This is a genomic window from Ideonella azotifigens, from assembly GCF_006519715.1.
GTDB classification, from domain to species: Bacteria; Pseudomonadota; Gammaproteobacteria; order Burkholderiales; family Burkholderiaceae_C; genus Ideonella; species Ideonella azotifigens.
In genome coordinates this window covers 1-13,258 of the sequence record NZ_VIDT01000083.1, presented here as the reverse complement: position 1 = coordinate 13,258, position 13,258 = coordinate 1, and the positions used below count along the sequence as shown (strand labels likewise).

The 13,258-nt window shown below is 66.4% G+C and carries 14 protein-coding genes; 8 read left to right on the top strand and 6 right to left on the bottom strand.

Features of this window, described 5'->3' with window-relative positions:
* Positions 1-480 precede the first annotated feature (480 nt).
* Positions 481-969, top strand: coding sequence for a chemotaxis protein CheW (locus tag FKP22_RS08010; RefSeq protein WP_141286820.1), 489 nt, complete (start codon positions 481-483; stop codon positions 967-969).
* 156 nt (positions 970-1,125) lie between these two features.
* On the opposite strand, the gene lolA is transcribed toward FKP22_RS08010, so the two are convergent.
* The 3 genes from lolA to FKP22_RS07995 all read right to left on the bottom strand — a co-directional run bounded on the left by lolA (position 1,126) and on the right by FKP22_RS07995 (position 4,843).
* On the bottom strand, positions 1,126-1,785 hold the full coding sequence (lolA, locus tag FKP22_RS08005; RefSeq protein WP_141286818.1) for an outer membrane lipoprotein periplasmic chaperone LolA: 660 nt from the start codon (positions 1,783-1,785) through the stop codon (positions 1,126-1,128).
* Positions 1,782-4,088 (bottom strand): DNA translocase FtsK, encoded by a 2,307-nt coding sequence (locus tag FKP22_RS08000; RefSeq protein ID WP_141286817.1) that lies wholly within the window; start codon positions 4,086-4,088, stop codon positions 1,782-1,784. The genes lolA and FKP22_RS08000 overlap by 4 nt, the downstream gene beginning before the upstream one ends.
* An 89-nt stretch (positions 4,089-4,177) precedes the next feature.
* Entirely contained in the window at positions 4,178-4,843 is a 666-nt protein-coding gene (locus FKP22_RS07995) for a Crp/Fnr family transcriptional regulator (RefSeq protein ID WP_141286816.1), read from the bottom strand.
* Between the two features lie 191 nt (positions 4,844-5,034).
* Between FKP22_RS07995 and trxB the strand changes: the two genes are divergently transcribed.
* The 3 genes from trxB (at position 5,035) to rpmG (ending at position 6,648) form a co-directional block, all read left to right on the top strand.
* Positions 5,035-5,994 carry a thioredoxin-disulfide reductase gene (gene trxB, locus FKP22_RS07990; protein ID WP_141286815.1) on the top strand — a complete coding sequence of 320 codons (960 nt, stop codon included), beginning with the start codon at positions 5,035-5,037 and terminating at the stop codon, positions 5,992-5,994.
* A gap of 230 nt (positions 5,995-6,224) precedes the next feature.
* Positions 6,225-6,458 carry a 50S ribosomal protein L28 gene (gene rpmB, locus FKP22_RS07985; protein ID WP_141286814.1) on the top strand — a complete coding sequence of 78 codons (234 nt, stop codon included), beginning with the start codon at positions 6,225-6,227 and terminating at the stop codon, positions 6,456-6,458.
* A gap of 19 nt (positions 6,459-6,477) precedes the next feature.
* Positions 6,478-6,648 carry a 50S ribosomal protein L33 gene (gene rpmG, locus FKP22_RS07980; protein WP_141286813.1) on the top strand — a complete coding sequence of 57 codons (171 nt, stop codon included), beginning with the start codon at positions 6,478-6,480 and terminating at the stop codon, positions 6,646-6,648.
* A 173-nt stretch (positions 6,649-6,821) separates the two neighbouring features.
* Here the strand turns inward: rpmG and FKP22_RS07975 are convergent, their stop codons facing one another.
* Both FKP22_RS07975 and FKP22_RS07970 read right to left on the bottom strand, forming a co-directional pair.
* Positions 6,822-8,045 (bottom strand): DesA family fatty acid desaturase, encoded by a 1,224-nt coding sequence (locus FKP22_RS07975; RefSeq protein ID WP_141286812.1) that lies wholly within the window; start codon positions 8,043-8,045, stop codon positions 6,822-6,824.
* 226 nt (positions 8,046-8,271) lie between these two features.
* Positions 8,272-9,531, bottom strand: a complete 1,260-nt coding sequence (locus tag FKP22_RS07970) for an RsmB/NOP family class I SAM-dependent RNA methyltransferase (RefSeq protein ID WP_141286811.1) — start codon at positions 9,529-9,531, stop codon at positions 8,272-8,274.
* A gap of 82 nt (positions 9,532-9,613) precedes the next feature.
* Here FKP22_RS07970 and FKP22_RS07965 point away from each other — a divergent pair, with 82 nt between their 5' ends.
* Positions 9,614-10,276 carry a DUF1345 domain-containing protein gene (locus FKP22_RS07965; protein ID WP_141286810.1) on the top strand — a complete coding sequence of 221 codons (663 nt, stop codon included), beginning with the start codon at positions 9,614-9,616 and terminating at the stop codon, positions 10,274-10,276.
* Between the two features lie 13 nt (positions 10,277-10,289).
* Here FKP22_RS07965 and purN read toward each other — a convergent pair whose 3' ends face one another.
* A complete protein-coding gene (purN, locus tag FKP22_RS07960; RefSeq protein WP_141286809.1) occupies positions 10,290-10,916 on the bottom strand; it encodes a phosphoribosylglycinamide formyltransferase in 627 nt (208 codons plus the stop codon).
* A 73-nt stretch (positions 10,917-10,989) separates the two neighbouring features.
* On the opposite strand from purN, the gene trpS reads away from it, so the two are divergent.
* From trpS to FKP22_RS07945, 3 genes are all read left to right on the top strand, one after another.
* Positions 10,990-12,006 carry a tryptophan--tRNA ligase gene (trpS, locus tag FKP22_RS07955; RefSeq protein WP_141286808.1) on the top strand — a complete coding sequence of 339 codons (1,017 nt, stop codon included), beginning with the start codon at positions 10,990-10,992 and terminating at the stop codon, positions 12,004-12,006.
* Between the two features lie 13 nt (positions 12,007-12,019).
* Positions 12,020-12,919, top strand: coding sequence for a DMT family transporter (locus FKP22_RS07950; RefSeq protein ID WP_231012777.1), 900 nt, complete (start codon positions 12,020-12,022; stop codon positions 12,917-12,919).
* 17 nt (positions 12,920-12,936) lie between these two features.
* On the top strand, positions 12,937-13,258 hold a 322-nt coding region (locus FKP22_RS07945), incomplete at its 3' end, for a sulfurtransferase (RefSeq protein WP_375140565.1).

Genomic DNA, 13,258 nt, shown 5'->3' with positions numbered 1-13,258 from the left:
AAGGCCACTCGCAGCGGCTTGCCCGGGCCCAGCAGGTGGCGCTGGCCGATGACTTCGTCCAGGTGGCGCGGGCGCAGGCGCTCGGCCAGCGGGGCGTCGCTGGCAACCGTCGGGGCGCCATCCATCCCTGCGGGTTCAGCGGGATCGGAATCAAACAAGTCTTGCCGGCTCACAGTGACGGCCCCTCTTTCGACGGGTACGTCGAACGATCCCCCAAGGGGATGTGGGCCGGCTTGGGAGCGGCCCGGCGCTCGGCCCACGCATCGGAACATGACGCTTGCAATCTCATGCCGGCATTGTCGACCGATGGCCCGGAATTAAGGCCTTGACGGGGCATTTTTCAAGCTTTGGCTGCGACGCATGGGCGCCAATACTGATGCCCATTCCGAAGCACTGATTCGCCCCATCCCGTCCATCCGCAGGAGCCACGTCCGCATGAGCAGCGCCAACACTTCCACTGAAAACCGCGTCCAGAACGCGATGGGCAGCAATACGCCGAGCGGCGTGACACGTGAATACCTGTCGTTCAAGCTGGGTGACGAGGAATACGGCATCGACATCCTGAAGGTGCAGGAAATCCGGGGCTACGAGCCGCCGACCCGCATTGCCAACGTGCCGCACTTCATCAAGGGCGTCGTGAACCTGCGTGGCGTGATCGTGCCCATCGTCGACATGCGGCTGCGCTTCGAGCTGCCGGACGTGCAGTACAACAGCTTCACCGTGGTGATCATCCTGAACATCGGCAACCGCACGGTGGGCATGGTGGTCGACTCGGTCAGCGACGTGCTGGAACTGCCTGCGGGCCAGATCAAGCCGGCCCCCGACTTCAATGGCGCGATCGACGCGACCTACATCACCGGCCTGGGCACGCTGAGGAACGGCGATGTCGAGCGCATGCTGATCCTGATGGACATCGAACAGATGATGACCGCGCCCGACATGGGCCTGATGGACAGCGTCATGCATTGACGCCACGGGCCCAAGGCAACGCCGGGCCGCCCCAAGTTGCCTTGTTCCCCTCGGGGGGCGGGTTGGGCGCAGCCCAGACCTTGGGGCGTACAAAAGACAAGAAGGCCACGGTGTCATGCCGTGGCCTTCTTGTCTTTCAAAACCGCGCGCGATGCCTCACTGCTCCGCGACGTCGGCGCCAGCCGGCACAGTGAAGCGGAAGGTCTCAGGCGGCAGCGAAGCCTCGATCTGCAAGTCATTGAACTGCAGCATCGAGCGTTGGCCGAAGCTGTCGGCAATCTCCAGCGCGGCCAGTTGCTTGCCCTTGAAGCCAATGCGCAGCGACTGGATCGCACCGTCCTTCTGGCGCGGCGTGGCCAGCACCCAGGCCAGGCCGTCGGCATCGGGCTGGTTCTTCAGCTCGAAGTCCTTGTCCATGGTCTGGCCGGCCAGCAGCGCGGCCGGCGTGCTGCCCAGCGCGTCGCCCAGCTTGCGCACCGTCACCTGGTTCAGGTCCGGGTCATGGAACCAGACCTTCTGGCCGTCGCTGACGATGGTCTGTGCATAGGGCTTCTCGTAGACGAAGCGGAAGCGGTTGGGCCGCGAGAACTCGAACTTGCCGCTGGAGTTCTTGGTCTTCTTGCCGTCGGGCGATTTGACGGTTTGCGTGAAGCTGGCGCGGCCGGCCTTGGCATCGCGCACAAAGGCGCGCAGGGCTTCGGTGGCGTCGGTCGCCTGCGCGTGGGCAGAGCCGGCCACGCCGGCAGCCGCGGCGGCCAGCAGGCTGGAGAGGAATTGGCGACGAGGCCAGGCGAGAGACGGTGGGTGGAGCTTCATTCTTCCCGCTTGGGCAACAGCAGTTCGCGGTTGCCATTGGTGGACATGGACGATACGAGCCCGGATTGCTCCATTTGTTCCAGCAATCGGGCTGCCCGGTTGTAGCCGATGCGCAAATGGCGCTGCACCAGCGAGATCGAGGCCTTGCGGTGCTGCAGCACGATGGCCACGGCCTGGTCGTACATCGGGTCGGACTCGGCGTCTCCCCCGCCGCCGCCCGCGCCGCCTTCACCGCCCTCGCCTTCCAGCACGCCGCCTTCGAGGATGCCCTCGATGTAGTTCGGCTCGCCCTGGGCCTTCAGCGCGTCCACCACACGGTGCACTTCCTCGTCGGACACGAATGCGCCGTGCACCCGCACCGGCAGTCCTGTGCCTGAGGCCATGTACAGCATGTCGCCCATGCCCAGCAGGGCTTCAGCGCCCTGTTGGTCGAGGATGGTGCGGCTGTCGATCTTGCTGGAGACCTGGAAGCTGATGCGCGTGGGGATGTTGGCCTTGATCAGGCCGGTGATGACGTCCACCGACGGCCGCTGCGTGGCCAAAATGAGGTGGATGCCGGCCGCGCGCGCCTTCTGCGCGAGGCGGGCGATCAGCTCTTCGATCTTCTTGCCGACCACCATCATCAGGTCGGCCAGCTCGTCGATCACGATGACGATGTGCGGCAGGCGCTCCAGCGGCTCGGGCTGTTCGGGCGTGAGGCTGAACGGGTTGGGCACCAGTTCGCCGCGCGCGCTCGCGTCGTCGATCTTCTTGTTGTAGCCAGCCAGGTTGCGCACGCCCATCTTGCTGAGCAGCTTGTAGCGGCGCTCCATCTCGCCGACACACCAGTTCAGCGCATTGCCAGCCTGCTTCATGTCGGTGACCACCGGGCACAGCAGGTGCGGAATGCCTTCGTAGATGCTCATTTCCAGCATCTTCGGGTCGATCATGATCAGGCGCACGTCACGCGCCTCGGCCTTGTAGAGCAGGCTGAGGATCATGCCGTTGATGCCGACCGACTTGCCTGAGCCAGTGGTACCGGCCACCAGGCAGTGCGGCATCTTGGCCAGGTCGGCCACCACCGGCAGGCCAATGATGTCCTTGCCCAGCGCCATCGTGAGCATGGAAGGCGCGTCGTTGTAGACCTGCGAGCCAAGGATCTCGGCCAAGCGAATGGTCTGGCGCTTGGCGTTGGGCAGTTCCAGCGCCATCAGGTTCTTGCCGGGAATCGTCTCGACCACGCGGATGGACACCAGCGACAGCGAGCGCGCCAGGTCCTTGGCCAGGCCGAGGATCTGCGAGCCCTTCACGCCAGTGGCCGGCTCGATCTCGTAGCGGGTGATGACGGGACCCGGCTGGGCCGCGACCACGCGAACCTCGACGCCGAAGTCAGCCAGCTTCTTCTCGATCATCCGGCTGGTCATTTCCAGCGACTCTGGCGTGACCGACTCGACACGCGCCGGCGGCTTGTCCAGCAGGTCGACCTGCGGCAGCTTGTTGTTGGCCAGCTCCTTGAACAGCGGCTTCTGGCGCTCGCGCTGCACACGCTCGGACTTGGGCACTTCCAGCACCGCCGGCTCGATCACGATGGGCATGTGCACCTGCTGCTCTTCGCGGTCTTCCTCCAGCTCGATCTCTCTTGCGCGCTGGGCCTGCTCGCCCAGGCGGATGTCTTCGGCCACCTCGCGCTGCTGGGTGCGGCGCTCGCGCAGGCCGTCCACCCAACCGCCCAGGCCATCGGCCACACGCACCCAGGAAAACTCCAGCGCCAAAGGCAGCGCAATGACCAGCAAGGCGATCCACAACACGCCCGAACCGACAAAGCCCAGCAGGTTCATGGACAAGGGGCCCAGCGTGAAGCCGAGGATGCCGCCCGCATGGCCGGGCAGCCGCAACTCCCACCCGTAGACGCGTGTCCATTCGAGCGCGGTGCTGGCCAAGAGCAGCAACAGAAGACCCAGCCAGCGCACGCCAGGATGCCGGCGCGGAGGCCATTCGCTGGGGTCACTGCGCAGCGAGTCAGCCAGCGCCGCGAGCCACGCACGCGCACCGGCTACCACCAGCCACCAGGCCGAGAAGCCGAACAGCAGCAGCAGCACGTCGGCCAGCCAGGCCCCGGGCGCGCCCAGCCAGTTCAGTGGCGGCAGGCCTTCGCCGGAGGTGGAGAAACCGGCATCCCGCGGGTTGCGGCTGGACAGCGCCAGCGTGAAGGCCAGCCAGCCCAGGCCCCACAGGCCCAGGCGCAAGCGGTTCAATGGCGAGGCCGGCGCGACGCCGACAGGTTCGGGCGCGGGCAAGTTGCCCAGGGTGGTGGCGCGGCGCATCAGGCCTCCCCCCAGCAAATCGACGAGCGGATCATCCGGCTACGGTACACCAAGCCACGGCCGGGCAGCCCGTCAGGCCGCCCGCCGTTTCATTCGGGTACGCGGTTCTTCAGCACCACCGAGCCGGACTCCAGCGTCTCGATCACGCCGCGCTCTTCCAGATCCTTCATGACCCGGCTGACCATCTCGCGCGATGCGCCGACGATCTTGGCCATGTCCTGGCGCGAGACCTTGCTGCGCACGATCTTCTCGCCGTCCACGTCTTCGGCCATGTCCAGCAGCGTGCGCGCGACGCGGCCATACACGTCCAGCAGCGCCAGCGACTCGATCTGCCGGTCCGCGCTGCGCAGCCGGGTGACCAGGCCGCGCATGATGGCGTAGGACAGGCTGGAGTTTTCCGGCAGGCAGCGGGCGAACTCGGGCCGGCCGAGGATCAGCATGTCGCACTGGATCTCGCAGCGCACGGTGGCCGAATGCGGCTGGTTGTCGATCAGGCTCATTTCGCCGACATAGTCGCCGGCCTCCAGCACCGCAAGAATGACTTCGCGGCCTCGTGTATCGGCCGTCAGCACGCGGGCCCGGCCATTGAGCAGGATGAACAAGGCATTGCTCTTCTTGCCTTGCTCGACCACCAGTTCGCCGCGGCGATAGCGCCGCTTGACCACCCCGTCTGCGACCGCGCGGGCCTGATCGTTGGTCAGCAACGAAAACAGCGGCACCCGGCGAATCAGGTCCAGGTTGGACAACATCGACATTCAATGACCCCCTCGAATGAACGCGTTTGGCAGCCCGCCGCCGGCGCACCGGCAGGGGGTTCTCTAAAATACGTCCTTACCATTCTTGCGCAATATGGCGCGTTGCGAACCCGTGACGCACCCCAGTGTTGCACGGCGGCGCATGCCGCCAGGGCAAACACCCGCTTGCGCAGCGCTTCAGAAGATCACTCATGAGCACCATCACCACTCACGCCCAGGTCCTGATTCTTGGCTCCGGCCCAGCCGGCTACTCGGCTGCGATCTACGCTGCGCGCGCCAACCTCAAGCCGCTGCTGGTCACCGGCATGGCCCAGGGCGGTCAGCTGATGACCACCACCGAGGTCGACAACTGGCCGGCCGACGTGATGGGCGTGCAGGGCCCCGAGCTGATGCAGCGCTTCCTCGAACACGCCGAGCGCTTCCAGACGCAGATCGTGTTCGACCACATCCACACCGTCGACTTCAGCGAACGGCCTTTCAAGCTCAAGGGCGACTCCGGCAACTACACCTGCGACTCGCTGGTGATCGCCACCGGCGCCTCGGCCAAGTACCTGGGCCTGGATTCGGAGAAGGCCTTCATGGGCCGCGGCGTGAGCGGCTGCGCCACTTGCGACGGTTTCTTCTACCGCAATGACGAAGTGGCCGTGGTCGGCGGCGGCAACACCGCGGTCGAGGAAGCGCTGTACCTGAGCAACATCGCCAGCACGGTGCACCTGGTGCACAGGCGCGACAAGTTCCGCGCCGAGGCCATCATGATCGACAAGCTGCACGAGAAGGTCGCGCAGGGCAAGATCAAGCTGCACCTGCACCAGACGCTGGAAGAGGTGCTGGGCGACCAGAGCGGCGTGACCGGCGTGCGGCTGAAGAAGGTGGACGGCAGCGCGACGCAGGACATTGCGCTCAAGGGCTGCTTCATCGCCATCGGCCACCACCCGAACACCGACATCTTCCGCGGCCAGCTGGAGATGAAGGACGGCTACATCGTCACCAAGAGCGGCCAGAACGGCTTTGCGACGATGACCAGCGTGCCGGGCGTGTTCGCAGCCGGCGACGTGCAGGATCACGTCTACCGCCAGGCCATCACCTCGGCCGGCACCGGCTGCATGGCCGCGCTGGACGCCCAGCGTTTCCTGGAGCAGCACGACCTCTGATGTGCACAGTGCGCAGGCAAGCCTGTGCACGCACTCGAAAACAGGCTATACTCGCGGGCTTTCCTGCGCCGTGAGGCGCTGCATGAGCGTGCTTCAGCTGATGGCTGGGCGGCGGGCATGCACGGGTTACCGCCACCCTTTTGGCGAGGTGAGGCCGCTGCCTCCAGCCTGCAGTTCAGACTGCTGCGGGCCAGAGGCGGTCGCTGTATGACAAGTATCGGAGTGTCCTCATGGCACGCGTCTGCGAAGTCACGGGCAAGAAGCCCATGGTCGGGAACAATGTTTCCCATGCCAACAACAAAACCAAGCGCCGGTTCCTGCCGAACCTGCAATACCGTCGTTTCTGGGTCGAGAGCGAGAACCGCTGGGTTCGCCTGCGCATCAGCAATGCTGGTCTGCGCCTCATCGACAAGAAGGGCATCGACACCGTGCTGGCCGATCTGCGTGCCCGCGGTCAAGCCTAAACACTGAAGGAGCGACACCATGGCATCCAAAGGCGGACGCGAGAAGATCAAGCTGGAATCCACTGCCGGCACTGGTCACTTCTACACCACGAACAAGAACAAGAAGACCACGCCCCAAAAGCTGGAATTCATGAAGTTCGACCCCAAGGCACGCAAGCACGTGCTGTACAAGGAAATCAAGCTGAAGTAATTCAGCCTGGCACCTTGCTCGAAAAACCCGCCGCCGGCGGGTTTTTTTGTTGCCCGGAACAACTTGCCTCGCCCTGCCTCCAGGGAAATGGGCCAGGCAAGCGCCCATGAAAAAGCCCGCACATGGCGGGCCTCGTGGTCGCGCAGCGCCCGAAGGCGCATAGCAGATGGGCATCAGGCGCGGGCGGCGCGCAGTTGCATCGAGAAGTCGCGCAGCGCCGCAATGCCGCTGCTCTCGGCGCGGCGACACCAGTCCTGCAGGTCCGCCACCAGTTGCTCGGCCGAGACATTGGTGCGGGTCCAGAGCTGGCGCAGTTCTTCGCGCATGGCCACCAGCTGCTGCAGCACCGGGGCACTGTGCAGCGCGCTGTCGACGTGAACACGCAGGTCGGTCGGGATCTTCTCGGCGTCGCGGTGCAGCCAGCGCTCCGCAATGCGCAGGTTGGTCCAGGCAGAGCCGTTGGCGCTGCCTTCGGCCTTCAGGCGGGCAACTTCGGTCGAGCAGGCGCGGCGCAGCTGCTTGGCGTAGTTGGCCATGACCTCGTAGCGGTTGGCGATGATGGCTTCCAGCGTGTGCGCATCCGCCGCCGGCTTGATCTCGCCCAGCTGCAGCTGCGGCGCAGTCTTGCGGACCTTGGCCAGGCCCAGCATTTCCATCGCCCGGATGTAGCCCCAGCCAATGTCGAACTCGAAAGGTTTGACCGAGAACTTGGCCGAGGTCGGGTAGGTGTGGTGGTTGTTGTGCAGCTCTTCGCCGCCAATCACGATGCCCCAGGGCGAAATGTTGGTCGACGCGTCCACCGCCTCGAAGTTGCGGTAGCCCCAGTAGTGGCCCACGCCATTGACCACGCCCGCGGCCCAGATCGGGATCCAGGCCATCTGCACCGCCCAGACCGTGGCACCCAGCGCGCCGAACAGAAGCACGTCGATGATCAGCATCAACGACACGCCCAAGGCGCTGTAGCGGGTGTAAAGGTTGCGCTCGATCCAGTCGTTCGGCGTGTTGTGGCCGAACTTCTCCATGGTTTCCTTGACCTTGGATTCGGCGCGGTAGAGCTCGGCACCGCGCTTCATCACCGTCTCGATGCCCTTGACCTGCGGGCTGTGCGGGTCTTCCTCGGTCTCACACTTGGCGTGGTGCTTGCGGTGGATGGCCACCCATTGCTTGGTGACCATGCCGGTCGTCATCCACAGCCAGAAGCGGAAGAAATGCGACGGGATGGCATGCAACTCCAGCGCCCGGTGCGCCTGCGCCCGATGCAGGAAGATCGTGACCGAGGCGATGGTGATGTGCGTGAGCACCAGCGTGACCAGCACCACTTGCCAGGCGCTGAGGTCCAGCAAGCCGTTGGCAGCCCAGTCGATCAGCGCGGAAAACACGGTTTGGAAGTCAGCCATCGAAGTCTTGTCGCCCAACGAAGAATCGCGAAGAGTCGCGTGGACGCCAGACCGCATCCTGAGGACGCTGCCCAGCGAGGGTTGTGAATTGTAGGGGTCGCCCCCCTGCCGATGAACGCAAAAACTGGGCCGGTAAACAGTCGCTTACCCCAAGATGGGGGCCTGTTGCCCGGGATCAAGCGCGCTGTGCAGAGCCCGGGCAGGCGCCCAGGTTCCCGCGGTCGATTCAGCTCTTGCGCTGCCAGGCGGCGGCAAAGAAGCCGTCGGTGGCGTGGCGTTGCGGCCAGAGGCGCAGCATGCCGTCGCGGTCCAGTTCCTCGCTGCGTTCGACCTGCGCAGAGGCCAGAGCCGCAGCGGCTGGCAAGGGCTCGAAGTCCGGGTGCGCGGCCGCAAAGGCCAGCGCAATGTCCTCGTTCTCGCGCTTGAGCAGGCTGCAGGTCGCATACACCAGCCGGCCACCCGGCTTGACCAGACGCGCCGCGCTGTCCAAGATGGCCGTTTGCTTGACCGTGAGTTCCTCGATCGCCTTGGGCGACTGGCGCCACTTCAGGTCCGGGTTGCGCCGCAAGGTGCCCAGGCCCGAGCAAGGGGCATCGACCAGCACGCGGTCGATCTTGCCGGTCAGGCGCTTGATGCGGTCGTCGCGTTCATGGGCGATCTGCGCCGGATAGACGTTGGACAGGCCGCTGCGCGCCAGCCGCGGTTTCAGGCCTTCCAGCCGGTAGCCGGACACATCGAACGCATACAGCCGGCCGGTGTTGCGCATCAGCGCGCCCAGCGCCAGCGTCTTGCCGCCAGCGCCAGCGCAAAAGTCCACCACCATCTCGCCGCGCTTGGGCGCCACCAGGGCGGCCAGCAGCTGGCTGCCCTCGTCCTGCACCTCCACGTCGCCGCGGATGAACAGCGGCAGCTTCTGCAGCGCCGGCTTGCCCTGGATGCGCAGGCCCCAGGGTGAATAAGGCGTGGCCACGGCCTCGATGCCGGCTTCCTTCAACTCGGCGATCACGTCCTCGCGCTTGGCCTTTTGCGTGTTCACGCGCAGGTCCAGCGGCGCCTGTCCGCTGATGGCGGCCACCAGGGGCCAGAAGTCTTCGCCGAGTTCTGCCTTCAGCGGGTTGGCCAGCCAGTCCGGCAGGTTGTGGCGCAGCTTCTCGGGCAATGTCGCCTGGTCGATCTCGCGCACCTCGGCCAGCCATTTCTGCTCGTGCGGGCCCATGCCACCGCGCAGCTGGCCGTCGGTGCCTTGCCACGCGAGGATGGCGAGGCGGCGCTCCAGCGCGCCGCTGCCACTCTGCGCCAGATGGACCCACAACAGGCGCTGACGCAGCACCGCGTAGGCGGTCTCGGCCAGCGCATGGCGCTCGCGCTGACCCAGCTCACGGTGGTGCTTGAAGAAGTTGGAAACGACCATGTCGGCCGGCTGGTCGAGTTTCAGTGCCTGGCGCAGCAATTCGGTGGCCAGATCCAGCAGGGCATTAGGATGCATCCATGGATTATCCCAGCAGGCACACCCGCCACCGCAATACAGCCTTGTTTGCTGCCAATTGCTGCTGCTTTGCCCTTGCCTGATGCAGACCCTGAGGCACCTGAAGCACCACCTGCAGTACCGGCCGCGGTTGGCGATGGCGGCCATGCTCGGGCTGGCCGTGGCGCTGCTGACGCCCGGCGACTGGCACGTGGTGACTCGCGCACTGGCCGGCTGGAACACCAGTGTCTGGTTCTACCTGAGCGCCATGACATGGCTGATGGCCAGAGCCGACCACGGCCACCTGCTGCGTTTCGCACGCGCCCAAGCGGACAGCGCGCTGGTGGTGCTCAGCGTGGTGATTGCCGCGACCTTGGCCAGCCTGGTGGCCATTGGGATGGAGCTGAGCTGGATCAAGCAGAACGGCATGGAGTTGGCCGCGCCACATGTGCTGCTGGCGGCGGGCACGGTGCTGGGCGCCTGGCTGCTGGTGCCCATGGAGTTCACGCTGAGCTACGCCGCCTGCTACCACGCCGAGAAGCCGCCCGCCGGGCTGCGGTTCCCGGAAACCGACGCCAGCTTCAGCCCCAACTACAGCGACCTGCTGTACTTCGCCTTCACCATCGCAGTGGCCGCGCAGACGGCCGACGTGACCATCACCACCCGCGCCATGCGGCGACTGGTGCTGCTGCAGTCTGTGCTGTCGTTTGCGTTCAATACCGCCGTGCTGGCGCTCACCGTCAACATCGCCGCCAGCCTGCTCTGACGCCGGCAGAGGTTCAGCTCAGCAACTGCGACGCGCCGTCGAGCTGCCGCACCACGCCATCCTGCACCTGCAGCTTGCCTTCGACGAACCAGCGCGCCGCCAGCGGGTAGAGCCGGTGCTCCTGCTGCAGCACCCGCTCGGACAGCGTCTGCTCGTCGTCACCCGGCAGCACCGGCACCACGGCCTGCGCCACGATGGGGCCGTGGTCCAGCTCGGGCGTCACGAAATGCACCGTGGCCCCCGCCAGCTTGCAGCCCTGGGCGATGGCCCTGCGGTGCGTGTGCAGGCCGGCAAACGCCGGCAGCAGCGACGGATGCACGTTCAGCATGCGGCCGGCATAGTGGCCGACAAAGCCGCCGCTGAGGATGCGCATGAAGCCGGCCAGCAGCAAGAGGTCCGGCTGGAAACCGTCGATGACGCGCGCCAGCTCGGCGTCGAAGGCTTCGCGACCGTCGAAGCCGCGGTGGTCGACCACCGCGGTGGCAATGCCGCGCTCGGCGGCCCAGGCGATGCCACCAGCGTCCGGCCGGTTGCTGACGACGGCGGCCACCTGCGCCGGCCAGCCTTCAACAGCACAGCGCTCGACAACGGCCTGCATGTTGCTGCCTCGCCCGGACAGCAGGATGACGATTCGCTTCATGAGGCGCAGGAGTGTAAGCGCCCGCCCCGCTCTGCCAGAATCGAAGGCTTCCCGTCGCGCCTGAAAGCCCCCCATGCGAGCCCGCGTTGTTTCCGGCATGCGCCCCACCGGCGCACTGCACCTCGGCCACTACCATGGCGCGCTGAAGAACTGGGTGCAACTGCAAGATGCAAACGACTGCTTTTTTCTGGTCGCCGACTGGCATGCCTTGACCACCTCCAGCCAGCATGAAGATGCGCTGGAGCGCCGGGTCTACGACATGGTGATCGACTGGCTGGCCGCCGGCATCGACCCGGACCGCGCCACGCTGTTCATCCAGAGCCGGCTGCCCGAGCATGCCGAGCTGTTCACGCTGCTGGCGATGCACACGCCCCTGTCCTGGCTGGAACGCACGCCTGCCTACAAGGACTGGCAGGCCCGCTGCGCCGAGCCCGGCAACCAGCGCGAACCGGCCAGCTACGGCTTCCTCGGCTACCCGCTGCTGCAGGCGGCCGACATCCTGCTCTACCGCGGCACGCTGGTGCCGGTGGGCGAGGACCAGGCGCCTCACGTCGAGATCACCCGCGAGGTGGCACGCCGCTTCAACCACCGCCACGGCCGCGAAGTGCTGCCCGAGCCGGCCACACTGCTGACCGACACGCCGCGCCTGCCCGGGCTGGACGGCGACAAGATGAGCAAAAGCTCGAACCACGGCGCGCACAACGCGATTGCGATGCGCGACACGCCAGCCCAGGTCACCGACAAGCTGCGCCGCATGCCGACCGACCCTCAGCGCGTGCGCCGCGATGACCCGGGCGAGCCGGCGCGCTGCCCCGTCTGGCCGCTGCACCAGGTCTACAGCGACGACAGCACGCGCCAGGCGCTGGCCCAGGGCTGCCGCAGCGCCGGCATCGGCTGCCTGGACTGCAAGCAACCGCTGATCGACGCCATCATCCGCGAGCAGCAGCCCTGGCACGAACGCGCCGAGGCCTGGCTGTCGCAGCCCAAGCAGCTGCAATGGGTGGTGGAGCTGGGCACCGAGCGCGCCCGCACCGTTGCTCGCCAGACCTTGAAAGACGTGCGCGAAGCCATGGGCTTGGCCTACCGGTGAACCCATTCCTCTGATGAACTTCCGCCTCTCCGCACCATGGCTGATGGTGCTGTCGTCCTTCCTGTTTGCCACCATGGGCGTCTGCGTGAAGCTGGCTTCGCAGCAATACAGCGCAGGCGAAATCGTCTTCTACCGCGGCTGCATTGGTGCGCTGTTCATCGCCGGCATCGCCCGCTGGCGCGGCGGCACGCTGCGCACCAGCGTGCCGATGATGCACACCTGGCGCAGCCTGGTCGGCGTCTCGGCGCTGGTGCTGTGGTTCTACGCCATCGGCAAGCTGCCGCTGGCCACCGCCATCACGCTGAACTACATGTCCTCGGTCTGGATGGCGCTGTTCCTGATCGGCGGCGCAGTGCTGCTGGGTGCGTCCAGGGTCGACGGCCGGCTGATCGCCACGGTGCTGGTCGGCTTCGCCGGCGTGGCGCTGGTGCTCAAGCCTTCGGTGGGCAGCGACCAGTTGATCGGCGCACTCTGCGGGCTGGTCTCCGGCATGCTGTCTGCCCTCGCCTACCTGCAGGTCACCGCGCTCGGCCGCGTCGGCGAGCCGGAATACCGGGTGGTGTTCTATTTCTCGCTCGGCGGCCTGCTGGCCGGCGGCTTGCTCGCCTTGAGCGACAGCGGCTTTCACGGCCACACGCTGACTGGCGCGCTGCTGCTGGTCGCCACCGGGCTGCTGGCCACCAGCGCGCAGATCCTGATGACACGCGCCTATGCCATCGGCCGGGTGCTGACCAATGCCAGCCTGCAGTACCTGGGCATCGCCTGGTCCTTCCTGTTTGGCGTGCTGGTGTTCCATGACCCCATCACCGGCTCGGCCCTGATGGGCATGGGCCTGATCATTGCCGCCGGCCTGGCCGCCACGCTGCTGCGCCACAAGGCCGCACCGGACGCACCCGAGCCAACCGACACCTGACCAAGGAGCACCGCACCATGAGCACCGCCGCCAAGCCCTGGGCCCCGCTGATCACCGCCGAGCAGCTGCAAGCGCTGCTGCAGCAAACGCCGCCACCGCTGCTGCTGGACTGCAGCTTCGACCTGGCGGACAGCGGTGCCGGCGAGCGCGCCTTCCTGGACCGGCACATTGCCGGCGCGCGCTACGCACACCTGGAGCACGAACTCAGCGCGCCCAAGAGTCCGGAAGGCTCGATCCGCGGCGGTCGCCATCCGCTGCCCACGCGCGAGGCCTTTGCAGAAGTCGCTGCGAGCTGGGGCCTGACGCCCGAGCGCGGTGTCGTCTGCTATGACCAGCAAG

Coding starts and splice junctions, on each gene's coding strand:
- FKP22_RS08010 (WP_141286820.1), top strand. CDS start 481: ATGGGCAGCAATACGCCGAGCGGCGTGACACGTGAATACCTGTCGTTC.
- lolA (WP_141286818.1), bottom strand. CDS start 1,785: ATGAAGCTCCACCCACCGTCTCTCGCCTGGCCTCGTCGCCAATTCCTC.
- FKP22_RS08000 (WP_141286817.1), bottom strand. CDS start 4,088: ATGCGCCGCGCCACCACCCTGGGCAACTTGCCCGCGCCCGAACCTGTC.
- FKP22_RS07995 (WP_141286816.1), bottom strand. CDS start 4,843: ATGTCGATGTTGTCCAACCTGGACCTGATTCGCCGGGTGCCGCTGTTT.
- trxB (WP_141286815.1), top strand. CDS start 5,035: ATGAGCACCATCACCACTCACGCCCAGGTCCTGATTCTTGGCTCCGGC.
- rpmB (WP_141286814.1), top strand. CDS start 6,225: ATGGCACGCGTCTGCGAAGTCACGGGCAAGAAGCCCATGGTCGGGAAC.
- rpmG (WP_141286813.1), top strand. CDS start 6,478: ATGGCATCCAAAGGCGGACGCGAGAAGATCAAGCTGGAATCCACTGCC.
- FKP22_RS07975 (WP_141286812.1), bottom strand. CDS start 8,045: ATGGCTGACTTCCAAACCGTGTTTTCCGCGCTGATCGACTGGGCTGCC.
- FKP22_RS07970 (WP_141286811.1), bottom strand. CDS start 9,531: ATGCATCCTAATGCCCTGCTGGATCTGGCCACCGAATTGCTGCGCCAG.
- FKP22_RS07965 (WP_141286810.1), top strand. CDS start 9,614: ATGCAGACCCTGAGGCACCTGAAGCACCACCTGCAGTACCGGCCGCGG.
- purN (WP_141286809.1), bottom strand. CDS start 10,916: ATGAAGCGAATCGTCATCCTGCTGTCCGGGCGAGGCAGCAACATGCAG.
- trpS (WP_141286808.1), top strand. CDS start 10,990: ATGCGAGCCCGCGTTGTTTCCGGCATGCGCCCCACCGGCGCACTGCAC.
- FKP22_RS07950 (WP_231012777.1), top strand. CDS start 12,020: ATGAACTTCCGCCTCTCCGCACCATGGCTGATGGTGCTGTCGTCCTTC.